This window comes from Gracilimonas sp. B-17, from assembly GCF_056857935.1.
Map to the genome: position 1 here is coordinate 1,045,831 of NZ_JBSXOA010000012.1, position 26,424 is coordinate 1,072,254.

A 26,424-nucleotide genomic window follows, 5' to 3' on the forward strand; every position below is an offset into this window, starting at 1 on the left:
ACAACATTTTTACGCTTTTCTTTTAATTAATAAGTCCATATTTAATGGACTATGTTTTATAAATATCAATCACATTCAATTACTGATCTTGCGGGGAAATTAGCGGATTTATCCGCTGTTCAGAATAACAATCCAATGATGCCAACCTGGGTTGTTGTACAAAATAACGAAATAAAAGAATGGTTATCCCTTCAGATCGCTGAACAAAAGGGTATCGCAGGGAATATCAGGTTCATCTTTCCTTCTGAGTTTGTCTGGATGATCTACAGACTCAAACACTCTGATATTCCACAAGCTCTTCCCTCAGATCTAAACGCTTTACAATGGACCTTATTTGAGCTTTTTGGAAACGAACCGGAAATACTACGTGGTATTCCGCATGTAGAAGGAGTTGAGGTTTCAAAATCCAAACAATTTCAACTGGCAGGACAAATTGCAGATGTGTTTGACCAGTACCAGGTTTACAGGCCAGAAATGGTCTACAAATGGAAGCAGGGGGAATTAACTACCAATCATGCTGATGAACGATGGCAGTTAAAACTCTGGAGGACCCTTGAAACATTTTGGGCCGGTAAACCAGAAACGAATAATATTCCGTCTCGGGCTTTGGCCCATAATGAAGTTAAAGAATGGTTGTTAAATGGAGATCAAGAGATCCTTGTCGGTTTACCTGAACAGATCTTTGTTTTCGGTTTATCCCACCTAAGCAAACCTTTTATGGACGTAATTGTTGGGATTTCAGGTCACAAAGACATTCACTTCTTCAACAGGAATATTGAAACCGATCAACCTTATGAGGAATGCAAATTATTACTTGAGAACTGGAAGGAGCCTTATGAAGCTCAGGATCAGCTTCTTAACAAGCTTATTAAGGAAAGCGGATACAAGTTTGAGGAAATTGAGATTGGAACACGATCCGAAAACCTGTCAAACATAGAGCTTCACTCTTGTCATGGTAATAGAAGAGAAATTGAGGTCCTTAAAGATGAGGTTCTACGGTTTTTGGATAACCATCCGGATGCTGAAGTTTTTGACATATTGATACTAGTGCCTGATGCTGATGAGTATGCTCCTCTACTGGAAACACATTTCAGTGAAAAAAACACTTCTGAAAATCAAAGTTTACCGCTTTCGAGGTTACACCGAAAACAATCACAGTTAAATGAGCACAGCTTGATATGTTTATTGGATCTTCTGAATTCTTCCTTCAAACCAAGTTCGGTGGTTGATGTGATGAGCCTTGAACCGGTCAAGACGCATTTTGATTTCAATGATGATGATATTGACCTGATCGAAGATTGGATCCTCTCTAATCGAATATACAGAGGAATGGGAGATACATTTAACGGACCTTTCAGTTGGCAAAAAGCGGTAAATCAGTTGATAGCAGGAGCGGTGATGGCCCCCGATTACCTTGAAAGCTTCAGTGGTCTTGTTCCGGTAGTTGAACTATCTACCGGAGATGAAATGGCGCTGGCTGCCAAATTCTCGTCATTCATTCATGCTTTAAAAAATGTGACCGAAGAAATTGAGACCGATGAAACCCCGGAAAAGTGGTTAGCTTTGGTTGAGAAGATGTGCAGGGAGCTTATTATTGATCCTGAAAATGAGAATAAAGAACCTTCAATTTTCAAGACCTTAGCCAGACTCAAAGAGCATATTGCGTATTCAGAGGGTAAAGAGACCGTGCCGTTTTCATTATTCAGGAATTGGTTAAAAGAACAGGTTAATACTTCTAATTCCTCTTCAAGCCGGTTTGGACAGGGAATCACTGTGAGTACATATATTCCGTACAGGTCCGTGCCTTTCAGGTTAATCGCTATTCTAGGATTGAATGAAGGCGTATTCCCCCGCAGGGCTGTAAGACCTGAATTTGATCTGATCTATAAGGAACCTAAGACCGGGGATAGAATTCAAAGCGATGACGATACCTATTTATATTATGAAATACTTTCTTCTGCTTCAGATCACCTGCATATTAGTTATAAAGGGCAGGACCTGAGAAGTGAAATGGATCGCCTGCCCTCCATGCTTGTTCAGCAATTGAAAGAATCTCTCCCTGAGGATCACATCTCTCTATACCGGCATCGACTCCATTCCTTCAGTACGAGTTATTTTAACGACGAAAATAAAATTCAGCAACCAAAGCTTCATAGATCATATAACGAAAAACAAAAATTAGTAGCCGAACAGGTCAGTTCACCTGTTGACAACACCTTTGATTTTAAACTGGACAAGATTAGATCACCGGATGTTTTTAAGGTGTCAGATCTGGCAATAGGTGACCTAATAAATTATTTTACTAATCCCACTAAATATATGATGAAAAGTGAATTAGGGGTTAACTTTGATTTATATAAGAATGAGATCCAGGACAGGGAGATGTTCGATCTCAAGGGATTGGATAAATATAAGATTGATGCCTTACTTTATGAATCGATCCAGAAAGAGATCCCAGATTGTAAAATATTCGAGTATACTAGCACTGCAGGCTATATCCCAGATATGCTAAAAGGCAAACAGGTTTTTCAAAATGAATACGATAAAACCTTAGAGTTACTGAATGAGGTATCAGAACTGACAAAACGGGAAGAGAAAACTCACGAGCTGCGATTTACTTGTGAGGGAGTGCAGGTTTATGGAAGTATAAATGGATTGTATGGGAAGTCCCTTGTTCTGCATCGTGTGGGTCAAAGAAGGGAAAGACATGAAATTGAACAATGGGTGTTACATAACGCATTACTGTCTAGTGGTTACCCGATCAATAACAGTTATTACATATCCTTTGATAAAAATAATTCGATCGAACTAAACAGAATTGATACTAAGTTTATTGAAGAACATGTGTTTAAAATGCTTTTAAATTGGTTTCTGGATGATAAACCGATTTTAGACAAACTTAATTTTTTCCCCAAAACAAGTAAGATATACGCAGAAGTGGTAAGAAAAACCGATGACGAGAATAAAGCTTTGAATAAAGCTCAAACGGCCTACACTCCTGGCAGGTACAACAAATATGCAGAGGGGGGTGAGGAATCCAATAGAGTCGTTTGGCGAGGAATTGATCCTGTCATGAAGAGATCATTTAAACATAATGCTGTTCAATTTTGGGAGCCATATTTAAAGGCATTGGAGAACTCCAATGAGTGATTTGAAGACTTTGGATGTTTTTAATGTCCCACTTAGGGGTATAAGTTTGGTTGAAGCCAGTGCGGGAACAGGAAAAACCTATAATATTGCTTCACTATACGTGAGGGCGCTATTAGAACTGGATCTGGAACCATCCCAAATTCTTGTTATGACATTTACGGAAGCCGCAACTGCAGAATTAAAATTAAGGTTGCGAGATCGTATAAAAGCATCTCTTGCTATGTTAAAAGGAGAAAAAACTCCGGATGATGAGTTCTTTGAATCACTGATTGCCGCAGATTATGAGATGGCCGAAGAAAAACTGAAAAGATCACTCGATACCTTTGATGAAGCAGCAGTTTTTACCATCCATGGCTTTTGTAACCGTCTACTGACTGAATACAGTGTTCAGTTCGACGTTCCTCCTAATGTAGAATTACTGACCAATTCAGATGAGTTATTACAGGAATGTGTTGATGAATATTGGATTGAATTTAACCAAAATGCAGAAGTGGATACCCTGCAATGGTTTACATTGAATTATTTGATCGATAGAGGATTTGGACCGGATGAACTGAAAGATGTTGTAGGGAAGGTCATGGGCAAAACCAAAGCCAGGGTTGTTCCTGATATCAGATTACATTCACTTAAGCCCATACTTGATGAAATGATGGAGGTGTATTTCAGAACCAGGGATCAGTGGAAAGTAGATAAAGAATCACTCAAAGAAATTTTGTTTAGTGGGCATTTAAATGGCAATAGGTATAACAAAAATAAACTGAACGAATATTGGAATGACCTAACCGAATGGATCGAATGTGAAGAATTTACCTTTGAGTACCCGGCAGAATTGTCAAAATTCAGCCTCTATCTCTTTGAATCATTCAATAAATCAGCTCCGGATTATGAAGTCCCCGATGTATGTAGGTCTATAGAAAGGTTCCTTGAGTTGGCAGAAAACCTATCCTCGTTAAAAATAGCGTTTATCAATGAGTCAGTAATGGCTATTCAAGATCGGTTCAATAATCTGAAAAGCAACCGACAGGTATTGAGTTATGATGACATGCTGACAAAGGTTGAAGAGGGGTTATGCTCTGAATCTTCTGCTTCACTGAGACTTCGTCTGGCTGATAAGTACCCATTCGCCCTGGTTGATGAATTTCAGGATACCGATAAAATTCAGTACAACATTTTAAAATCCATTTACCAAAACAGGCCATCTACGGGATTGTTCATGATCGGTGACCCCAAGCAGGCCATCTACAGTTTCCGGGGAGCAGATGTTTATACCTACCTCGAGGCAAAATCTGATGTCACAAATGATCAGGCTTATGGATTGACATCCAACTTTCGTTCAAATAGTAAAATGATTGAGGGCGTTAATCAGCTGTTTTCGGGTTCACAAAATTCATTTATTGAAAAAGATATTCATTTTCAAAAGGCTACATTTCCAAAAAGCAAAGCTGATGAAAATTATCTTTATAATAAATTAGGTCATAAAATTAACCCATTGCAGTTCATTGAAATAGATGAAGAAAGTTATTCAAATAAAACCCAATTAAAAGATGACATCTATTCAGCGTTGACGAGAGAAATTCTGGACCTTCTTTCCGGTGATTACAGGCTAAAAATTGGGGATTCCAAAGAACTGATCAAGGTTAAAGAAAAAGACATTGCAATTTTGGTTTGGAAAGGAGCAGACGGCGAAAAAATACAAGAAGTTTTACGGGAAGCCGGTATAAAAAGTGTACTGCGATCGAACAGCAGTGTATTTTCTACTGAAGAATCGAAAGATCTGTTCCGCGTATTAAATGCTATTCTAAACTTGAGCCATGAGTCAGGAATAAAGGCGGCATTGGTTAGCCCATTGATTGGATATGATGCATTGGACCTGTTGAGTCTGGATGAGGACGAAAATATATGGGCGGGGCTAATTTCCCGGCTTACGGATGTTAGGGATGAGTGGAACAGAAATGGCATTGAAAGTAGCTTGAATTTATTTTTTGAGACATTCAAAGTATTAGAAAATCTGTCTACCCTAAAGAATGCTGAACGAAAGATCTCAAATCTGCTGCATCTAACAGAACTGTTGTCTCAGGAAAGCAGGATCAATCGATTTAGCCCCAAGGCATTATTGAGATGGTATTATTCTAAATTAAATGAAGAGAATAATTCAGGTAAAGCCAAAGATGAAGAGCAAATGCGCCTTGAAAGTGATGAGGATCTGGTGCAAATAACTACTATGCATTCTGCCAAGGGATTGCAGTATCCCATTGTTTTTTGTCCTTTTCTTTGGAGTTCTAAGGTTATTAAAGCGAATGAATCCACTATTAGCTTTAAAAAAGATGGGGAAACATTTATTGATCTTAGTGGCAGTATGGACCACAGAAACAAAGACGAATTTGTTCAGTTAGCCCGGGAACAGAATATGGCAGAAGATGTGCGCCTCGCCTATGTTTCATTGACCCGATCCATTTCTGCCTGTTATGTATTTCTGCCGGAATATAATAAAATTGAGAATTCACCGATTTCGTACATAATGAACGGTAAGGAGGTTTCCCCCTCAGTAGATTTTGACACAATAAAAACGCAGTTAGAAGCAAAGGATCAAATTGATATTAGGCAACCAGTCATTGAGATAAAAAAGAAAAAGGCTGAGGATGAACTAAACAAAATGATCCTCAGGGCTGAATCCTTAAAGCGAAAGGATCTGTTTGATTATCCGAGGATGCTGAGTTATACGGCATTAGTAAGTGGTCACGGAGATGATTTCTCCGGTAAAGATCACGATAGGGCATTTTTTGGAACCCACAATGGATCTGAGGATGCTGTTAAATCATTAAACCGGTTTTCCTTTCCTAAAGGTGCAAATGCAGGGTCATTTCTTCACCAAATATTTGAGGACATGTCCTTTCAAAAAGTGCAAGAAAGGTCTGAAATAATTCGACATAATTTAGATCGATTTGGTTTTTCTGAAGATTGGGAAGGGGAAGTGAGGATTTGGGTTGAGGAAACGTTAAATCAGAACCTAAGCACACCTGATATATCTCTCATTGACCTGAATGAGGATCAAGTGATCAAGGAAATGGAGTTCTTTTTCCCGGTGAATGACCTGCAAGTTCGTGAAATATGGAGGCTGATCCGATTACGTCACAATGAGGAAACAGTACATGAATCCTTTCGTGGATTTTTAAAAGGATATATCGATCTGATCTTTTCCTGGAAGGGTAAGTATTATATACTGGATTATAAATCGAATCATCTTGGTAATAAAATTGAAGATTATACAACTCCAGCTTTAAAGACTGCAGTTAAAGATGCTGGTTACGACCTTCAATATCACTTATACACCCTTGCCCTTGACAGATACCTGGCATCGCGATTAAATGATTACAACTACGAAGATCATTTTGGTGGAGTTCTGTACCTGTTTCTGAGAGGTATAAACCCGGAACAACCTGGTTCTGGCGTGTTTTTTGATAAACCGGATGCTAAGCTAATTCAGAAGTTGAATGAAGTGGTGAAGGGGGGCAATCCATGAACGTTCATGAAAATTTAGTTCGGTGGAAAAAACAAGGAATTGTTGATGACCTTGAGGTTGAATTCGTACGGTTTATAAGGCAGGTAGCCCCTGAGACAGATGATGATGTGCTTTTAGCTGCTGCATCTTGCTTAAATGCCCAAAAACAAGGTCATATTTGTTTTGACCTCAGACAGTGTAAAGATGATTTTCTGTTTGGTGAAAGGAAAACAGAATATGGTCTTGATAAAAAGATCTTAGAGAGATGGGAAGCAGCCTTGATGAATTCTGATCTGGTTAGTCAGAATGGAAAGTTAAAACCATTGGTATTGGAAGAAGGACGTTTATACCTACACAAATACTGGAAATTTGAAGAAGAATTTACTCAGTGGATCCTTAAAAGAGCATCAAAAACTCATCTTGTAACAGAAATCCAAAATGAAGCGATTCGCTATTTTATAAAAGCACGGAAAGACCTTTTTGATGTTAATTGGCAGGAAATTGCACTTTGTCTAAGTTTTATTAAAGATCTGGTTGTAATATCCGGTGGCCCTGGTACGGGAAAAACGTATACCGTATTAAATATTATTGCCGCCCACACCGTTGCTGCTAAAAATGAAAACAAAGATCTTAAAGTGGCATTAGCGGCTCCTACTGGGAAAGCTGCACGAAGACTAGTTGATTCCATTAAGGAAGGCAAGGCAAGTCTCCCGGATAAATTCAAACACCTTTTAGAGGATTCCACAGAAGCCCAAACGGTTCATAAGCTATTGGGGGCAAGTTATCGCGGTAACACATTTAAGTTCGATCAGAACAATCATTTGCCTTATGACCTGATCATTGTGGATGAAGCCTCCATGCTTGATATCAATATGTGGGTGAGACTGATTCGAGCTATTGGGCCAGACACAAAATTAGTGGTCCTGGGTGATAAGGATCAGCTTGCTTCGGTTGAAGCCGGTTCAATTTTAGGGGATCTATGTGGAGGAGTAAATTCCTTTTCTAAAACGATAGTGGAAACTATGCAACAGCTGACCGGAGTATCGCTTCCACAAGCCCCTGCTAAGTCCCCATTCATTAACGATTGCGTTGTCTTTTTGACGAAAAGTTATCGTTTTAAAGAGAATAGTGGTATCCAAAAACTGGCCAGTGCTATAAACAGCCAAAATGGAAAAGAGGTTATAGAACTTCTTGAAAGCAAATCCTATCCTGATCTTCAATGGTTTGAACCGAATGACGCATCATTCGATAAAATTCTGCATAGATATGGGATAAGTCATCACAAGCATTACGAGGGATTTCAGGATGGCAGAAGAATAGAGGCCTCTCACAAAAATAAGATCCTCTGTGCGATCCGAAAAACAAAGCTTGGCGTCGAATCAGTAAATAATGCGGTAGAAATAGGAATTAAAAGAAAAAATAGTTTAATTAGTTCAAATGAGTGGTATGATGGAAGGTTGGTAATGGCGACAAAAAATGATGTCGCACTTCGAATAAGGAACGGAGAAATGGGTATTTACAACAGTAAAGAAGGCAAGATTCAGTTTGAGGGTGAGCATAATGTCTTGATATCTCCATCGAGGTTATCTGACTATGAAAGTGCGTTCGCAATTACTATCCATAAAAGTCAGGGCTCAGAATTTGAAGATGTTGCCATAATACTGCCTGAGGTATACTCTAATGTACTTTCTAAGGAAATTCTGTATACAGCTGTAACAAGAGCCCGAAAAAACACTCTTGTATTTGGAAGTAAAGATATAATACGTAAAACAGTTGAGCGTTCGGTAAACAGACAGAGTGGGGTAAAAGGTAAAATTTGGAGCCCTTAAGACATCTATTTAACAAAGTCGGAACTTTTTTAAAAACAAAAGCTACAATGCATTACACATTGTAGCTCGATTTTATACCCCAAAAAGCCAACGTATCAGGGGGAAACAGTTGATAGCTGTTTCCCCTCATTGCTTTCCTAAATATGTACAACTCCAGGTTAAATCCCGCTTAGATATTTTTAATCGGGATTAAAGAATTCTTATTGTTTTATATGTCTTGATCTGGCTTTAAATAAAAAAAAAGCCTGTTTTACTTAAAAGAAACAGGCTTTTATAATAATAGATCTTCACTAAGTATCAGTTAGAAGCAGGGGCCTCTTTTACTTCCAGTAGTTCTACTTTAAAGATAAGCGTTTCGTTCGGTCCAATTGGACTGCCTTGAGGGGGGCGGGCACCATACGCTAATTCCGATGGAATATAAAACTCATAAGTTGCTCCCTCATTCATTAACTGAACACCTTCAGTCCATCCCGGAATAACCTGATTCAACGGAAACTCAGCTGGTTGTCCTCTATCGTAGGAACTGTCAAATACTTCACCATTGATGAGGCGACCTTCGTAATTAACACGAACAATATTTTCAGCCGAAGGAGATTCACCGTCACCTTCTTCAAGAATTTTATACTGAAGTCCGGATTCTGTCACCATTACACTGTCTTTTCCCTTGTTTTCTTCTAAGAATGAGGCTCCTTCTTCACGATTTTGTGTGCTTCTTTCTTCGTTCAGACGTTGTATATAGCGGTTTACCACAGCATATACTTCTTCCTGGGTCAAAGCTCCTTCTTCAGAGCCTAAGCCGTTGGTCAAACCGGCTGCATAATTACTCATGTCGATATCTGTGATACCTTCTCTGGCTAAAAAAGTACCATTCTGAAATCCAAGGGCATAACTTACACTGTCAATTTCTGTAGATAGGTCTGCTTTTCCGGCATTTCCCATATCCTGATTGCATCCTGTGATCGCAATTGCAGAACATAGTAACGCAACTAAACTTATATTTTTAAAATCCATGTCTATTCTTAGGGTTATTTTTTTTAAATGATTATCGAAGGTCTACAAAATAGGGGAAATCATGGCAAAGTGGAATAAATAATCATTTAATCTGTGTATATTAAAGGATCGATAAAAAATTTTCATTATAGACGAATACATTGACATTTAACGACTTTGACCTAAAAGACGAACTGAAGGCCGGCTTGAGAGACATTGGATATACTGAGCCAACTCCAATTCAGGAGCAATCAATACCCATCATTTTAGATAAGAAAGATCTGATCGGAGCCGCACAAACAGGAACGGGTAAAACCGGTGCGTTTGTGATACCAATTTTGCATCAGATACTTGAAAATCCTTCAGAACATACACAAGCTTTGATCCTGTCCCCAACACGGGAACTTGCTCAACAAATAGACGAACAGATATTTGCTCTTGGATATCATACCGGAATAACATCTGCCACAATCATTGGGGGAGAAGACTTTTCTAAGCAAGCCAAGGCGATCAGATCCGGAATAGATATTATTGTAGCCACCCCCGGACGTTTGATAGATCAGACGAAAGTACTGGATATTGATTTCAGTCATGTTAAGTTTTTGATACTTGATGAAGCTGATCGTATGCTTGATATGGGTTTTCTTCCTGATGTGACGAAGATCATAAAAAAACTTCCACAGGAACGGCAGACATTACTGTTTTCTGCTACCATGCCAGATCAGATCAAGAAACTGGCTAATGATTTCATGAAAGATCCTGAAAAGATCGAGATCGCCATTGAAAAACCTTCAGGAAGTATCACTCAAAAAGCTTATTTCGTTGACCAAAAAGATAAGCTAAAATTGGTTCAGGATGTGTTGGATGAAACCGCCTGGGAATCCTGCATAATTTTTTGTGCAACCAAAAGAGGAACGGATGAGTTGGAACGGCTATTGATTAAAAAAGGTATCAAAGCTGGAAGTATTCATGGCGATAGGGATCAGGACGAACGAAATAAATCACTCCATGATTTTAAAAGTGGAAAGGTTCCAGTAATAGTGGCTACGGATGTCTTGGCTAGAGGAATTGATATTGACAATATCTCGATGATCATCAATTACGATGTGCCACGGCAGGTCGAAGATTATGTTCATAGAATTGGACGAACTGGCCGATATGATAAATCAGGGATAGCTGTCACATTTGTCAATAAAAAAGACAGAAGGGCCTTTTCTGCTATACAAGATAAAGTTGGTGATCAGCTCGAAATTCTTGAAATGGACAAAAAGAGAAGTAAAAGTCCTTCAAAGCCTGATGAGCCAAAGACTAACGATAAATCGTCCGGTAAGAAATCAAATAAGCATGGTGATAAGACGCCGGATCAGGCCAAGAAGGATCAATCTTCATCGAAAGAATCAAAGGCAAAGAATCCTTCAAAAAATGATAAGGAGCCAATAAAAAAGCTTTCGAAAAAAGAAATTGCTGAGGCAAACAAAAAAGTAGAAAATCTTGACAGTGTTGAGGTAGTGCTGAAAGGCAGTCAGGATGGATCATCCAGTAAATCAGATACGACGAGTAAGAAAAATTCAGGAAAGGGTAGATCGAAATCTGAGAAGTCGAAAACCCGAAGGAAGTCATCTGATACTGGTAAAGAGTCGAAGAGTAATGCACCCGTTATACCTGCTGAAAGAATAAAGAAAGCGACCAAAAGGAATCAAAAGGCACTTAAACCGGCGAAGGGGTTATGGGGACTTATAAAGGCCCTATTCTCATAACAGACTGGTTATATAAGCTTAACATTATTCTCTTATTTAAGTTTTAAGTTAAAAATAAAAGACATGAAAAAGTTTTTAGCATTTCTACTGATAACGATCTCATTTACTGCCACTCAGGAAACCAAAAATTATAAGACTGAGAGACTTGAGGTGGCGAAGGAGAATGCCACTAAAGATATTCTGCCATTGGTAGAAGACAGAAAGATCAAAAATGTGATCCTCATGATCGGTGACGGAACGGGCTTGGCTCAGATCTCTTCTGGGCAAATTGCTATTGCAGGTCCTGATGGCCTGTTGCATATGCAAACCATGCCGGTTACCGGGTTTGTGAAAACTCACTCATCAGATAACCTGATCACTGATTCAGCTGCAGGAGCCACTGCATATTCCTGTGGACTTAAAACTTATAATGGGGCCATTGGTGTAACCCCAAAAAAGATGTCGTGTAAAACGATTTTAGAACTTGCTGAAGAGCAGGGACTGAGCACCGGTTTAATTTCAACTTCTTCCATAACCCATGCCACACCGGCCAGTTTTGCATCTCATGTTGTGCAAAGAAGTATGCAGGAAAAAATTGCAGAAGATTTTCTGGATTCCGGAGTAGAAATATTTCTTGGTGGGGGAGTTAAATGGTTTGCACCAGACCAAAGGTCTGATTCCCTGGACCTGATCGGTAAATTCAATAATGAAGGATACGAAATTGTGTTAAATGAGGATCAACTAAATATTACAACCTCTGAAAAATTACTTGGTTTATTTGCAGAGGATGGCTTAGAGAGAAATGAAGGCGAACCCTCTTCAACAACGATGGTTGATAAAGCAATAAAGATCTTAAATAAGAACGATAATGGATTCTTTCTAATGGTAGAAGGCAGTCAAATTGATTGGGCCGGCCACGGAAATAATGTTGAATACCTCAAACGTGAGATCAAGGATTTTGATGAAGCTGTAAAAGAGGCTCTTGAGTTCGCTCAGAATGACGGGGAAACTTTGGTTGTTTTAACGGCCGATCATGAAACAGGTGGAATGACGATGCAAAGACAGGTTGCGAACGGGGATTCACTTGAGATCTTCTGGACTACCGATTACCATACTGGAGTCCCGGTACCTTTAATGGCTTATGGCCCAGGGGCAACTGAGTTTATGGGATGGAGAGATAACACTTACGTTGGCATCAAATTGGCTGAACTCCTTGGATTAGGAGAGCTTCCGGTATTACATTGATAATTATCTTTCAAATGTAAGTCTGAATTCAGTACCGTTTTTACCCTTTCTGTAAGTGTATTGCCCATAAATCTGACTTGAGATCTCTCTGATCAATTGCATTCCAAGTGATTGGTTATTTTCAAGATCTGTATGTTCTATACCTTTGCCATTATCTTGTATGATAATTTCCACTGATCCGTTTCTATCACTTATCTTAAAACTGATCTTTCCCTGTTTTTTGTTGGTAAAAGCATGTTTATAGGCATTAGTAACTACTTCGTTGATCACCAAGGCTGCAGGTATGGCCTTATTGATATCCAGATTAATAGGATCGGTATCATAGCTGATCTCGACAGGTATAGTAGTTTGAAGGGTTGAAGAAATATTTTCAACTAATTTTTCGACCGTTTCTGAAAAATTTAGATCTGAAAAACTGTTTGATTGATATAAAATCTCATGAACCGAGGCAATTGACTTTATGCGAACCACACTGTCAAAAAGTTTACCTTGCAGGGTCTCGTTGTCCGTTTCGAAAGCCTGAAGCTGCATCATTCCTGATACCACGGCTAGGTTATTCTTAACGCGATGATGGATCTCAGCGAGAAGAATATTCTTTTCCTTCAGTGATGCCTCAAGTTCTTTTTCCTTTTCAATCCTATCAGAAATATCATGAACAAGGGAGAATATTGATACGATCTCTCCACTGGAATCAAACATAACCGAATTGTACCATTCGCAATGCAAAATTATTCCATCTTTTGTGTAATTACGATTCACACTAAGATTTCTTGGTATATCTCCCCGTGTAAGTTCGCTTATTTTTTCGTTAACATGTGTCTGGTCATCTTTATGGGTAAATTCCCATTCCTCATTATTCATTTGGAGGACTTCCTTTTCCGTCCAACCAAATAATTCTTCCGCACTTTTTGACCACTCTTTAACTTTAAAGTTCTCATCAGAAACTATGACAGCCAAAGGAGAATTTTGCAAATGAAAAGATAACTGTTGATTAGCAATGTGTGCCAGTTCTTCTGCTTCTTTTTGTTGTGTTATGTCAGTCAAATAACCCTCTATTTGGGTTAATTCTCCCTCGTCATTGTAAATACCTATTCCTGTTTCAAGAACCCACTTCCATTCGCCGGACCGATGCCTTATACGATAGCTCAACTGAAAAGACTCTTTTCTGGAAATCGCTTCATCAACAATAGAATAGATACGTTCTTCATCTTCCGGGTGATAAAGCTCAACAAAGCTAACTTTATTATTGATAAATGCTTTTGAGGGATAACCAGTTAGTTCTTTTACCTGATCATTGATGAAATTCATAGAATAAGTCTCATCATTTTCACATAGATATATAACACCCGGTGTATTGTAAGCAAGCGTTTTGAATCTTTGTTCACTCTTTTTAAGAGCTTCACGTTGGGCTAAAGTCTCAGTTATGTCACGCATAATTACAACAGCACCAATTTTATTCCCTTGTTTGTCAAGAACAGGAGATCCTGCAGTTGAGAGATAACGGATTGGCTGCCCAGTGGCATTAATAGCTATTTCTTCGTTATAGATGGTTTCTCCCTCAAAAGCCCTTTGAAGCGGTATTTCGTGCGGTTCTAACGGGGTCTTTCCATCAAAGTGGTAGAGATCATATGGCTCAACTGCTTCTTTTACAGATATTGGCTTCATATCCTTGCCATGCCACCTCTTAGCGGCTTGATTAAATAAAACAAGCGTTCCATTTTCATCGCATGCAATGATACCGTCAGTTGCAGTCTCTAAAAGTGCCTCATTGAACTTTTGCTCTCTTATAAGTGCTTTTTCAGCTTCTTTTCTGACAGTAATATCAACAGAATTACCAACGATCGTATGAACTTTTCCATCTGGACCAATAACAGGCGTAAGAGTGGTAAGGTAGGATCGCTCATTAAGCCCCGGCATTTCTACATTTTCTTCGTAAGTGATCTGGGTACGTTTTTGTAAACAACGATTATACTGACTCTTAACTTTTTCTGTAAGTTCATCCGGAAATATTTCATGAAAAAATTTCCCCTGCACCTCGTTTCGTTCCATGTTTAAATAATCAAGCTGAGTGCGGTTAAAATCTATGATCTTGAACTCATTTTGATCAGTAACCTGGATCACAAAGATACTTTGAGGCAGGTTATCAAACACAAAATTCAGGTTTTCTATTTGTACATCATTGCTTTTTTGTAGTGCGTTAGATCCGTGATCAGCTACTGTAATTAAGAGTTCGACCGTCTTCGTACGATCAGACCATAACTGAATATTCAATTCTTTATTAAGTGAACTGAAAAATTTGTTATAAGTTTTAGTTTTGCCATTACTTAGTATCTCGTTAACCAGATCACTCCAGTATGCATCTGCTTTAAGATCCGGAAACAAATGGGAAACCGGTTTATTTATGATCTCAGATCGAGATTTACAAGAGAGGTCCTCTAACCTTTTATTAATGCGGGTCACTGTAAGATCAACGCCGGAATGTTTTTTTACGGGTCCAACACTAAGTTCAGCATAACCAATGATTGGGGAGTTGTAAATTTGATCTGTGATTGCCATTAATTGTAAAAGAAACTATAAAGAGGTTAAATGGTGGATCCCAATATCCCTAATGAAATTGGAGAGGTTCATATTTTACTTAAGTAACTGATGAACTGCCAATACCTTTTTTGTCGTCTTGTTTTGCAAATTTGATTTTAAACAGTGTGCCCGCTCCATTTTCATTATTTCCATAGACTTTATCAGCGTTTACCTGATCTGATAGCAAATTGATCAAATGGAAACCTAAAGATGATTCTTTTGATGAGCTGATATCATCAGGCATTCCTGTTCCATTGTCAATAATCGTGATAGAAACGTCTTCACCACTCTGGTCAAGGGTTATGGTTATTTTACAATCCTTGATCCCTTTAAAGGCATGTTTAAAAGCATTTGTGATAACTTCATTGACGATCAGCGAAGTTGGTATTGCCTGATTGATATTCAGTTTAACAGGAACGGAATTAAATTCAACAGTTACCTCTTCTTCAGATTGTAGTGTATCGGTTACGTTTTGGACCAGTTTTTTAAGAGTGTCAGAGAAATCAAGCTGAGAAAAGCTATTTGATTGGTAAAGTAGCTCATGAACAGTGGCCATGGTTTTGATCCTCACAACACTATCATATAATTGTTCCTGAACTGAACTATTATGAGATTCAAAAGCCTGAAGCTGCATCATGCCTGAAACAACGGCAAGGTTGTTTTTCACTCTATGGTGGATCTCTGCAAGAAGTGTTTCTTTTTCTTTTAAAGAGGTTTTGAGTTCTTCTTCCGTGAGTTTCTGTTCAGTTATATCACGTAAGGCTCCGATCATTCTTAAAGCTTCACCATCCTCATTTCTTACTATATAACCATTTTCAATGATGTTTGCGTAGGTCCCATTATCTCGTTTGTATCTGTATTCAATGGTCCACTGATTCATTGATGAGTCATTTAATGTGAATTCAAGGTCCTGTTTCACATCTAATAAATCATCGGGATGAACATGCTGTTTCCATAGATCCAGATTTCCATGGGATAGGGGATCATAACCGAATAGGGCATTGAAACCATCACTCCAAATGAGCTGGTCATTAGCAATATCCCAGTCATAAATTGCGTCTCTTGTGGCTTTTTTAACAAATTCAAACCTTTCAAGACTTGCTTTAAGGTCGTCTTCAACACGTTTTCTGTCAGTAATGTCTGTAAGCGACCCGACAATACCAACAACTTGTCCTTCTTCCTTGATCGGTGCTTCATGCACTTCAACCCAGATGAGCCGATCATCACCGGTAAATAATTCCAGCTCGTAAGGCTCCTGTATCTCTCCGGTTTCGATGGCTTTCAGTGTTTTTTGTTCACCAATAGCATTTAGTGGATGATCCGTGATAAACTCGGTCCACTTTTTCTTCGCTTTATTGGGAGGGTATCCCAGAAACCAGCTGCTTTGTGGACTGACATACGTCAGAACTCCCTGGGTGTCGTGTTGATAGAACATGTTGGTTGAATATTCTACTACATTACGGTATTTATGCTGTACAGACTGAAGTTCTTCCTTTTTCAGTATCTGACCAATTTTTTGGAACAGCTGATAAATAACGGCCTTTAAAAGGTCTTTTTCCTCTTTAAGTATTTTAATATCCTCTGGAAGATCCTTGGATTCAGGATAACCAACCGTAATTCCTAAATTTGATCGTTCCCCCAAAACCTGCTCTGAAATTATATGGGTTGATCCGAAACCTTTAAAGTTAAGGGAAGTGTGTTCAGTTTCATTCCAGGTGATCCGCACCTGAGCAAGTTCTGTTTCCCGCATACCCATTGGAAAGATCTTAACGGCTTGTTTCAGTAGCTCATTAATCTGAAGCTTATTTTCATCCAGATTGGAAATCTTGTATAAACATCGCTGTTCTTTGATCCTCTCTGTGAGTGCTTCGTTTGTTTGAGTTAATTTGATCTCAGTCGTTTTTCGATCAGTAATATCCTGAGTACTTCCATACACCCGTATGCACTTGCCATCTACAAATTCAGGTCTTCCGACAGCTCGTATCCATTTTTCGTTGTTCTTGGCAGTAATGAGGATCAGTTCTTCATCAAAAGATTTCTGTTCATTAATGGCTGATTCAATTGCCTCAGTGATCCGTTTTTTGCTCCAGCCATCCTTATAATAATTTATAGCTGTTTCAAGGTCGGGAGTATGATCATCCGGCACTTCATGTAGTTCCTTTACATAATTAGACCAGATCAGTTTATCATTCAATAGATCTAATTCCCATGTTCCGATCTTAGAAAGCCGGTAAGCATCCGTAAGTTTTCTCTGTAATTCTTTCTCCTGAGTGATATCCATCATTAGCCCCCGTATCAAACTCGGAGTCTCATCCTGTACTTTTACCGTTATCAGGTCTCTAATCCATACATAATGTCCATCAGAATGCCTGATTCTATATTCTAGTTCATGATTTTTCCCTTCTTCTATTCCTTTATGATATTTTTCCAGAGTGGCCTCAATATCATCAGGATATAGTAGTTCTGACCAGAAATCAATGGTATTCAGCCAATCTTCCGGTTTATAACCTAGAATCGCTGATATTTGCTTGCTTATATAGGTAACAGCCAACGATTCAAAATCTACTTCCCAAATGATGCCATCTATGGTATCTATAAGGGATTCATATTTTTCTTTTGATTCGGTTACTTTCTTTTCAGCTTCAATACGCTCCGTGATCTCTCTGAAATTATCGACAATTCCTTCTATAGCCGGATCATGTAGCATATTTGTAATAGTACCATGAAACCAACGCCATTTACCATTCTTATCCTTTAAGCGTGCAGGGGCTACGTTTATTGGTTCTCCGGGTTTATTTAAACATTTACTTATTTCACTTTGAACCATCTCTACATCTTCAGGATGTACTGAACTGAAGATGTCTAATTTCAATATTTCTTCCTGAGTATATCCCAGAACATTCTCTGTAGAAGGGGACGCATATTTTGGATTTCCATTTGGGTCAAGGATCAGAACAATATCATTCCCATTTTCAACCAAAGCCCTGAATCTTTCTTCATTTTTCTTGACCTCTAAACGTGCAACTTGTTCATTGGTTTTTTCCAGTAATGAGATGAAGACCCCTACAATTTCACCATCGTCAATAGCAGGTTTATTTTTGACGGTGAAATACCGTTTTCCTTCGATGACATCTTCAAGTACGGTATCATATTCAATGGTTTCACCTAATAGGACCGATTTATAAAGTTGGGAGAGTTCTTTTTTTCTGTCAGAGGGTACATGATCCAGAATATTTGTGTTTCGTTTTATCTCTTTATCAAAGATGTCTTTATAATTCAAAAAGAATTTAGAATTATAGTCAACGATATCCAGATTAAGGTCCAGGTAAACAAAACTATCTTCAGTATTATTGAGCATGAGATTTCTGGCTCTCTCACTCAATACCTGTTCGGTTTTTGGTGTAGCGGAGTTAATGATGAATTCAACGTTACCCTCTTTATCCAATACAGGAGTGTTGATCACCTTCCAATATATTTCATTGAATCTATCACCATCCAACATAATGTCATATCTGATGGTATCGATCTTATCCGTTTTTTTAGTTTCTAAAACCTTTTCAAAAGAACTTAAAAGTCTTGATGGGCCATGTGGTTCTGCTTCATCCGGATTTGCAGGGAATTTCTCAAATAGACCGGATCCAACAAGTTCCGAGGCTGTTGTTTGAGTCATTTCACAATAAGCATCATTTACCTGAACGTAAATGTAAGCCCCATCTTTTGGTTGAAGAATAGAAGTAGGGGTAGGGGAGGCCTTGAATATCTCTATTATTTTTTTCCGATCAACCATATACTCTCAAAATGCCTTCCTTATTAGATGATAAACAAATGAATTGAGTCCCCTGTTATTAAATTTTGAATAAAATTATTAACCAGCCAATTCATTAAAATACTTCAGGATAAAATAATTCTTATAAATATTGAAGCAAATAAAAAAAGCCACAGAAATACTGTGGCTTTTCCAGGGATCTCTAATATCTGTTTCAGAAATAGATAGATGCTGATACTCTTGCTAAAGTTGATATATTTGTATCACTGTCACCAAACCGTGTACCCAGATTTGCGTCCGTACTTACACTAAATTGATCAGAAAAAAAGTATTCAGCTCCATAACCAATGCCCAGATCAAAATTGGTCACAGAATTGATGTTATTATTACTGAAGGACGTATTTGAAAAACCGAGAGCACCAGTTACATAAGTTGCCAGCGCTCTATCCTGGCTTACATAATAACGAGGCCTCACCCCAAGTGAGAAATTAGTGGATTGGTCTTGGGTTGAATTAATTGCGAGATATGGTGCTAATGAAAGATTATCATTTAGCATGTAAGGAAGCTCGATACTTGCTTGTCCTGTAAAGTTAGCTCTTAGTCCAATTGAACCTGATTCAGGGAGATTCTGAGCTTGTAGTGAAAACGAAGTAAGACTTATGATCGCTGCTAGTATAAAACTCAGTTTTAGTGTTGAATTCATAGGTTTCATATTTATTTATTGAATTAGGATTGAATTTGATCTTTTGTATTAATGTAAGATCATTGGATATCATCTAGTCCATATAACTCAATAACTTGTTGATAGTTCCTGTAATCAACGCCTTTTCCTCGTACAATAGCAGAAGGAGGTATAGCGATAACTCTAAGTACGTCGTTATGAAAGAGGTCAGCGTTTGCCTGGTTGTTGCCTGCAACCTCACCTTCCAGTATGAGATTGAAGCTCCCTATATCAAATTGATACCTGAGATTTACGAGGTCATTCTCAAATGGAACTGAAAAGGGTAGGGCATGCCATGCAGTTGTTCCTTCGAAGCGGAGGTATCCGTGAACCAAACCAAAGTCAACCATCTCTTCATCTAAGTTATCCCACCCATATTCAGCCATTGTTATATAATCATCAACAAAAACAAAATCGTTTGCACGGATATTAATGGTACTTGAATAAACCAGATCAGCTTCACCTTCAACATCATTATCATAAATGGTACAGGAACTCATGGCTAACAGGCTAATAACGAGTAGAAATAATTTCAGAGCTTTCATAATGCCCTCACGCGTTTGATTAATAAAAATTACTTAACTGATACTACCATTCATTTTAATTGCAATGTATCGCATGTTAGGATTAGGCAGTTCATGCGATAGGGCTTTAGTTATTTATCATGATGGTTGTAGGGAAGGAAAGAATCCTATTTATTCATACAAATGAGGTATTTATAAACAAACGGAATATTATACTGATTGGTTTAAGACTTACAGAAAAATCATTAACTTCATAAAGTCAATTTTAAGCAAAAAGAGTAAAGCTTTGAGTAAGATTCTAATGGAGATACTTGGACTATCAACCAGTCCCAGTAGTGGTGGTGCTTATGCCCTGATATTAAGCGAGGCTGAGGGAAACCAACGTCTACCTATAATTATTGGTTCTTTTGAAGCTCAGGCTATTGCATTGGAATTGGAAAATATCAAGCCACCCCGACCAATGACCCACGATCTGCTCAAGAATTTTGTTCTGAATTTCGATGCTGAGATCAAAGAGGTTTACATAAATGAGCTCAATGAAGGAACATTTTTTGCCAAGATTATTTTTGAAAAAGAAGAAGGTGTTGTTGAGTTAGATGCCAGACCAAGTGATGCTATTGCGCTTGCTGTTAGATTCAACGCACCAATTTTTGTGGATGAAAGTGTATTGATTGAGGCTGGTATTAAAACAGAACCTGAACAAAAGACCATCGAAGAAGCTTTAAACAGTGATGAAACCTCACCGGGTCAAAAAGAGTTATCACAACTCGAAAAACTTGAGGCAGAACTTAAAACTGCTATAGAAACCGAAAATTATGAAAAAGCGGCAAAGATCAGAGACCGTATTTCAAAAATGAAAGGATAAGATTTGGATATTTCCGGCTGTTCATTTAGTGAACTATCGTACTCAAAATTATTCACTACCTACCTTAATGATTTTGATAAACTAAAATCTTTTTACCCCTATGATCCATTCTCTGAAGAGGATGTATTAAAGAAAGCAAATAAAGCTTCCATAACAGTTGATAGAAAAAAGATGGTTAAAGCACTGTCTGACTATCACGATAAATTGGGTATAGCTGAAGATCAATCAGTACAACTTGAAAAGTTATCCCAAGATAATGCCCTTGCAGTTGTAACCGGCCAGCAGTTGGGTTTATATGGCGGACCGGTCTTCACCATTTATAAGACATTAAGTGCCATAGCTTTAGCTCAAAAATTTGAAAAGGAAACAGGTAAACCTGTTGTTCCAGTATTCTGGATGGCAGATGAAGATCATGATTTTGAAGAGATCTCATGGGTTGGTATATCCGGACGCGATGATTTTAAAAAGATCTACCTTCAACAACAGGGTAAAGATATACCGGTTTTTAAGGAGGTTTTGGACGATACCCTGGAACAGATCAAAGAGAATTTAAGATCTGAAATGTTTGATACAGATTTTTCAGATGAACTTTGGGATATCCTTGATCGCCATTACAAACCGGGTAGAACACATGGGGAAGCTTTTGCCGGTTTTATCAATGAATTGTTTGCTAAAGAGGGATTGTTGATAGCCGGTAGTAATCATAAGGGATTGAAACAGCTTTTGTCAGATGAACTCGCTAAAAGCATTTCTTCTGCTGAGACGATCTATGATGCCATTGAAGAAAAGAGTGCAGAACTGGAGTCTTTATTTCATAGACAGGTTTTGAATGGTGATTCAAATCTTTTTTATCTGGATGAAAATTCAAAGCGAGTTAAGATCCACAAAAGTGGAGATAACTGGACTGCTCAGGGAAAAAATTGGTCAACCAGTGAATTGGTCAATGATATCAAAGACAAACCTGAGGCATTTTCTCCAAATGTATTCCTGCGCCCAATAATTCAGGACAAACTACTTCCAACGCTAGGCTATGTGGCAGGTCCTGGAGAGTTAGCTTATTATGGTCAAATGCGTTCTCTATATGAAGTGTTTGGACTTGAGATGCCATTGATCCTTCCCAGATACACAGCAACGATCATTGAATCAGGTATTTCCAGGATCCTTGAGAAGTTGCCTTTCAAGGTTTGTGAGTATGATCAGCGTATTGAGGATCTTGAATCAGCTTATGTTGAACAAACCGACAATGTTGACCTTGAAGAGATATTTAGTGAATGGAAAACCAAACTCGAACAAGCTGCAGAGAAACCTCTTAAAGTTATTGATGAGATCGATCCGACTTTGGATGGTACAGTGGGTAAAACAGTTGCCGGTTTCGAAAATGAACTTAATAAACTGAAAGGCAAGGTTTACCGATCTATAAAGCAACAGGAAGAAACGCAGCTGAAAAGGATAGAAAAGATCAAGATCAATTTGTTTCCGGATGGGGGGCTTCAGGAGCGGTCAGTTTCTCCGATCTATTTTATGAATAAATATGGGACAGATATTTGGCACAAATTGCTTAAAGAGATGGATGAGCAGGGGATAGACCTTACTAAACATCATTTGATAGAGTTATGATATGTCTGATACCGGAAATAAAAAATCTGAACTCAGAAAAAAGATACTGAAAGAGAGAGAACAGTTTGACTCTCAAACCTGGCAAAGTAAGTCAGACCTCATTATTGAAAAGGTTCATGAATTAGAAGAATTCAGGAAGGCCCAGTTTATTCACCTTTATGTGTCAATGAACGATAGAAATGAGGTGGCAACAGATTCATTGGTTGCAGAATTATTGGCATCAGGCAAAAGGCTCATCGTACCGGTCACGAATTTTGAAGACGGAACACTTATTCATTCCTTACTAACGGATGTAAACGATCTGAAACACAATAAATGGGGCATAAAGGAACCGGAGACCATCAAGGAAATTGATATATCAAAGCTGGATTTGATCATTGTTCCCATGGCAGCAGCCGATAGGTCTGGAAACAGGTTAGGGTATGGAAAAGGGTTCTATGATCGGTTTTTAAGTGAAAGTGATGCATTTAAAGCAGGACTGGTTTTTAGTGATTTTATCTTCAATGAAATACCCACGGAATCATTTGATGAAAAATTAGATGCAATTATTACTGAGAAAGAAGTGATTTACACGTAACATTATTACTTTGGCAACGTAGTGGAAAACAAAGAAAAAATTATGGCTGAACAAACGAAACAAAGAGCGGCATCCAAAACGGGAACGGCAACGTTGGAATTTGACGAATTTGAGTTAAATACAACCATGCAGGAATTCCTCAAAGATGAAGAAAAAGATACCGGTAAAAGTATCTGGAATATTGCTACGATTTCGGGAATGGTTATGATCTTCCTTGCCTTCACTTTTATCATACAAACCATAGGGTTACCGACTGGAGGATTTCTTTCTGGACTGACAGAAGGATTGGTTGGTTCATCTGTATTGCCATTAGTAGGTGGAGCTTTGATAACCTTAGTTGGGTTTGGTTTTTTAGTGGGAGATAGAAAACGAGCCCGAAAGATCAAAAAAGCCAGAAAAAAAGCCCATAAAGGTAAAAATATCAGCAATTACAGCGATATTCATGGGTCTGAAGATGAAAGTATGAGTTCAGGTTCTAGATTAAATAACGCACTCGATCGTGACCAAAGCCGATCAGCTACTGCTTCATCGTCCTATAGTCTGGATTCTTATGGCTATCGGCATTCAAAAAAATTAATGAAATCTCGTTCTGACAAGAAGGTTTCAGGAGTTTGCGGCGGGTTGGCCAAATATTTCGGTATTAGTTCTACTGTAGTACGATTTATTTTTGCGGCTGCATTTATAATGGGTTGGGGAGCTAGTTTGTTAGTATATATAGGATTGGCTATTGCAATGCCTAAAGAACCTATAGAACTAATGGACGATTTTGATTTTTAGGTCATAATTATTCTGGTTCCGATCTTAATAATGACTTTTTAAAGACATCCCTTTTATAGAGGTGTCTTTTTTAGTTTATTCAGTACTCCTAAGTATGAAGTATATACTTATTAGGAAGGATAATAATATCATCTATAACCACACATCGGCACATGTCTGATATCAAAGATAACCTAATTCTCATTGTTGATGATACAGTTCTCAATTTAAAACTGTTATCGCATGTTCTGGAGAATGGAGGATATAAGCATATAAAGGCTCAAAATGGAAAAGAAGCCATTGAACTTGCTGAGAAAAACCATCCCGATCTGATTTTAATGGATATCATGATGCCTGAAATGGATGGATATGAAGCAGTAAAGCAGATAAAAGCACGGGATGGTCTTGAGGATATTCCAGTAATATTCCTAAGTGCTTTGACAGAAACTGATGATAAAATTCAAGCTTTTAAATATGGTGGTGTCGATTATATCACAAAACCATTCCAAAAAGAGGAGACTTTAGCCAGAATCGATACTCATTTAAAGATCAGAAATTTACAGAAACAACTGAACGATCGAATTGATATACTGAAAGATCGTGAAGTTGAACTTAGCAGGCTTAATAAGAAAAAGGATGATCTTGTTAGAATGGTGAGTCATGACATCAAGAATCCGCTTACCGGTATAATTGGCTTAGTGAAGTTAATGCGAGATACTGATGAGATCACGACAGATGAAAGAAAACATATGCTTTCAGTGATCGAGAATAGCGGCAACAACCTCCTGAATATGGTACGTGAAGTTCTCGATAGGGAAAGTAAAAAGAAGGTACCTGAGTCAGTAGAATTGGCGAATGTTGAGGTAACCGAGGTCATTGAACGTATCATCTCAATGAATAAGGCTAAAGCAATGCTTAAAGATATTGATTTGAAATACAATGTTGAACCGGAAGATCTGCGAGCTAATCTTGATCAAAATAAAATTGAGATAGCTGTAAATAACCTTGTTTCGAATGCTTTAAAATTTACACCGGCCCGTGGTACTGTTTCGGTTTCTGTGAGTCAGATTGATGAGAGCAAATCGATCCTATTTGAAATTAATGATACAGGTATCGGAATCCCTAAAGGTATGAAGGATGATCTGTTTGATAGTGAGATCCAATATTCCAGAATGGGAACCGGAGGAGAAGCCGGTACAGGATTAGGATTGGATATCGTACACCTGTATGTATCAATGCATTCCGGTGAGATATGGGTAGAATCAGAAGAAAATATTGGAACTACTTTTTTTATAAAGTTACCTGTTGACCCTAATATTGAATAATATGGTAACCAAAAATAAAAATGAACGTATCCGTTTATGACCGTAAAAAAATTAAAGAGACATTTGGAATGGTTTGTCTTTAGTCTGGGGCTCATACTATTGGCTGTAATGAGTCCAGATAATGCCGGTACCAGTCTTTGCCTATTTGACTGGGTAGGAATAGATTTTTGCCCTGGAGAAGGTCTCGGGCACTCTATATCATATACATTCAGAGGCAATATAAACGCTGCTTTAGAGTCCCATTTAGCAGGACCTGCAGCGGTAATCATATTAATTTTAAGGATCGTATTTATTTGGAAAAATATGATCACAACTAAACTAACAGAAAAGAAGGAAAAACATGGCTAATGTAATCGACTATTTACCTGAACTGGAAGGGGACGAATCATTATATATTGGAAAACTGATCACTCAGTTAAATGAGGAAGAAGCCGAAAAATTTGCCAATGTGTATCGAAGCAGAAGAAAAGATCCACAAACTATTTTGATCACATGTTTACTCGGGTTCTTTCTGATTGCTGGTGTTCATCGCTTGATACTTAATCAAATTGGTATGGGTATACTATATATTTTAACAGGTGGATTATGTGTAATAGGTACAATCGTTGACCTGATCAATTATAAAGACCTTACGTTTCAGTATAACAGGGAAGTTGCTAAAGAAGTACACTCATACATCAAATGATCATGGACAGGAAAGACTCTATCAATCTATTAAAGGAATACATTGAAAATGAAAACCTTATAAAGCACTGTGAAATGGTGGCAAAAGCCATGGAGGCTTATGCCGAGCACCTTGGTAAGGATAACGAGGAGGTCGAACACTGGTGGCAGGCAGGGCTTCTGCATGACATCGATTGGGAAAAATTCCCTGATGAACATCCAAATAAAGCCGTTAATGAGATCTTACCTGAACACGGGTATACAGAAGATGTTATTGAAGCAGTAAAAGCCCATGCACCGGAACGAACCGGTAAACAGCCTGAAACAGAGCTGGAACGGTATTTGTTTGCATGTGACGAACTTTCAGGCTTTATGAATGCAGTGTCACTTATGAGGCCAAATGCGTTTGACGATATGAAGTTAAAGTCAGTTACAAAGAAACTAAAAGACTCAAAATTTGCAGCCAGTGTCCCAAGAGACGACATTAAAAAAGGGGCTGAGTTGATAGGAGTTGAGCTTAGAGAGCATATACAGTTCCTGATCCAAGTTTTTAAAGCATGATTATGCGATTTTTATTATTCTGT

Annotated in this window: 18 protein-coding genes; 13 read left to right on the forward strand and 5 right to left on the reverse strand. The window is 38.2% G+C overall.

What is annotated here, in order from left to right; all coding sequences use genetic code 11:
- Positions 1–51: 51 nt before the first annotated feature.
- From AC13FX_RS12895 to recD, 3 genes are read left to right on the forward strand one after another with little or no spacing between them, the layout of a single operon-like run.
- The gene (locus tag AC13FX_RS12895) at positions 52–3,150 is read left to right on the forward strand and encodes an exodeoxyribonuclease V subunit gamma (RefSeq protein ID WP_482881174.1); all 3,099 of its coding nucleotides are present in this window, start codon (positions 52–54) and stop codon (positions 3,148–3,150) included.
- Entirely contained in the window at positions 3,143–6,670 is a 3,528-nt protein-coding gene (recB, locus tag AC13FX_RS12900; RefSeq protein WP_482881176.1) for an exodeoxyribonuclease V subunit beta, read from the forward strand. Before AC13FX_RS12895 ends, recB begins: the two co-directional genes overlap by 8 nt.
- Positions 6,667–8,478: an exodeoxyribonuclease V subunit alpha gene (gene recD / locus AC13FX_RS12905; protein WP_482881177.1), complete on the forward strand. Its 1,812-nt coding sequence runs from the start codon at positions 6,667–6,669 to the stop codon at positions 8,476–8,478. The genes recB and recD overlap by 4 nt, the downstream gene beginning before the upstream one ends.
- A 297-nt stretch (positions 8,479–8,775) precedes the next feature.
- Here recD and AC13FX_RS12910 read toward each other — a convergent pair whose 3' ends face one another.
- Positions 8,776–9,489, reverse strand: coding sequence for an FKBP-type peptidyl-prolyl cis-trans isomerase (locus AC13FX_RS12910; RefSeq protein ID WP_482881179.1), 714 nt, complete (start codon positions 9,487–9,489; stop codon positions 8,776–8,778).
- A gap of 140 nt (positions 9,490–9,629) precedes the next feature.
- Between AC13FX_RS12910 and AC13FX_RS12915 the strand changes: the two genes are divergently transcribed.
- Both AC13FX_RS12915 and AC13FX_RS12920 read left to right on the forward strand, forming a co-directional pair.
- Positions 9,630–11,225 carry a DEAD/DEAH box helicase gene (locus tag AC13FX_RS12915; protein ID WP_482881181.1) on the forward strand — a complete coding sequence of 532 codons (1,596 nt, stop codon included), beginning with the start codon at positions 9,630–9,632 and terminating at the stop codon, positions 11,223–11,225.
- 63 nt (positions 11,226–11,288) lie between these two features.
- Positions 11,289–12,449 (forward strand): alkaline phosphatase, encoded by a 1,161-nt coding sequence (locus AC13FX_RS12920; RefSeq protein WP_482881182.1) that lies wholly within the window; start codon positions 11,289–11,291, stop codon positions 12,447–12,449.
- 3 nt (positions 12,450–12,452) lie between these two features.
- On the opposite strand, the gene AC13FX_RS12925 is transcribed toward AC13FX_RS12920, so the two are convergent.
- The 4 genes from AC13FX_RS12925 to AC13FX_RS12940 form a co-directional block, all read right to left on the reverse strand.
- A complete protein-coding gene (locus tag AC13FX_RS12925; RefSeq protein WP_482881183.1) occupies positions 12,453–15,005 on the reverse strand; it encodes a PAS domain S-box protein in 2,553 nt (850 codons plus the stop codon).
- A gap of 79 nt (positions 15,006–15,084) precedes the next feature.
- Positions 15,085–18,813, reverse strand: coding sequence for a PAS domain S-box protein (locus AC13FX_RS12930; RefSeq protein ID WP_482881185.1), 3,729 nt, complete (start codon positions 18,811–18,813; stop codon positions 15,085–15,087).
- Positions 18,814–19,006: 193 nt separating this feature from the next.
- On the reverse strand, positions 19,007–19,495 hold the full coding sequence (locus AC13FX_RS12935) for an outer membrane beta-barrel protein (protein WP_482881186.1): 489 nt from the start codon (positions 19,493–19,495) through the stop codon (positions 19,007–19,009).
- Between the two features lie 59 nt (positions 19,496–19,554).
- Entirely contained in the window at positions 19,555–20,058 is a 504-nt protein-coding gene (locus tag AC13FX_RS12940) for a hypothetical protein (protein ID WP_482881188.1), read from the reverse strand.
- Between the two features lie 265 nt (positions 20,059–20,323).
- Here AC13FX_RS12940 and AC13FX_RS12945 point away from each other — a divergent pair, with 265 nt between their 5' ends.
- From AC13FX_RS12945 to AC13FX_RS12980, 8 genes are all read left to right on the forward strand, one after another.
- Entirely contained in the window at positions 20,324–20,902 is a 579-nt protein-coding gene (locus tag AC13FX_RS12945; protein ID WP_482881189.1) for a bifunctional nuclease family protein, read from the forward strand.
- 3 nt (positions 20,903–20,905) lie between these two features.
- Positions 20,906–22,519, forward strand: coding sequence for a bacillithiol biosynthesis cysteine-adding enzyme BshC (bshC, locus tag AC13FX_RS12950; RefSeq protein WP_482881190.1), 1,614 nt, complete (start codon positions 20,906–20,908; stop codon positions 22,517–22,519).
- 1 nt (position 22,520) lies between these two features.
- Positions 22,521–23,096 (forward strand): 5-formyltetrahydrofolate cyclo-ligase, encoded by a 576-nt coding sequence (locus AC13FX_RS12955; protein WP_482881191.1) that lies wholly within the window; start codon positions 22,521–22,523, stop codon positions 23,094–23,096.
- Positions 23,097–23,138: 42 nt separating this feature from the next.
- Entirely contained in the window at positions 23,139–23,873 is a 735-nt protein-coding gene (locus tag AC13FX_RS12960) for a PspC domain-containing protein (protein WP_482881192.1), read from the forward strand.
- Between the two features lie 152 nt (positions 23,874–24,025).
- A complete protein-coding gene (locus AC13FX_RS12965; RefSeq protein ID WP_482881193.1) occupies positions 24,026–25,177 on the forward strand; it encodes a hybrid sensor histidine kinase/response regulator in 1,152 nt (383 codons plus the stop codon).
- A gap of 36 nt (positions 25,178–25,213) precedes the next feature.
- Positions 25,214–25,525: a DUF2752 domain-containing protein gene (locus tag AC13FX_RS12970; RefSeq protein ID WP_482881194.1), complete on the forward strand. Its 312-nt coding sequence runs from the start codon at positions 25,214–25,216 to the stop codon at positions 25,523–25,525.
- Positions 25,518–25,862, forward strand: a complete 345-nt coding sequence (locus tag AC13FX_RS12975) for a TM2 domain-containing protein (RefSeq protein ID WP_482881195.1) — start codon at positions 25,518–25,520, stop codon at positions 25,860–25,862. Before AC13FX_RS12970 ends, AC13FX_RS12975 begins: the two co-directional genes overlap by 8 nt.
- 2 nt (positions 25,863–25,864) lie before the next feature.
- A complete protein-coding gene (locus tag AC13FX_RS12980) occupies positions 25,865–26,401 on the forward strand; it encodes an HD domain-containing protein (RefSeq protein WP_482881196.1) in 537 nt (178 codons plus the stop codon).
- Positions 26,402–26,424: the final 23 nt, after the last annotated feature.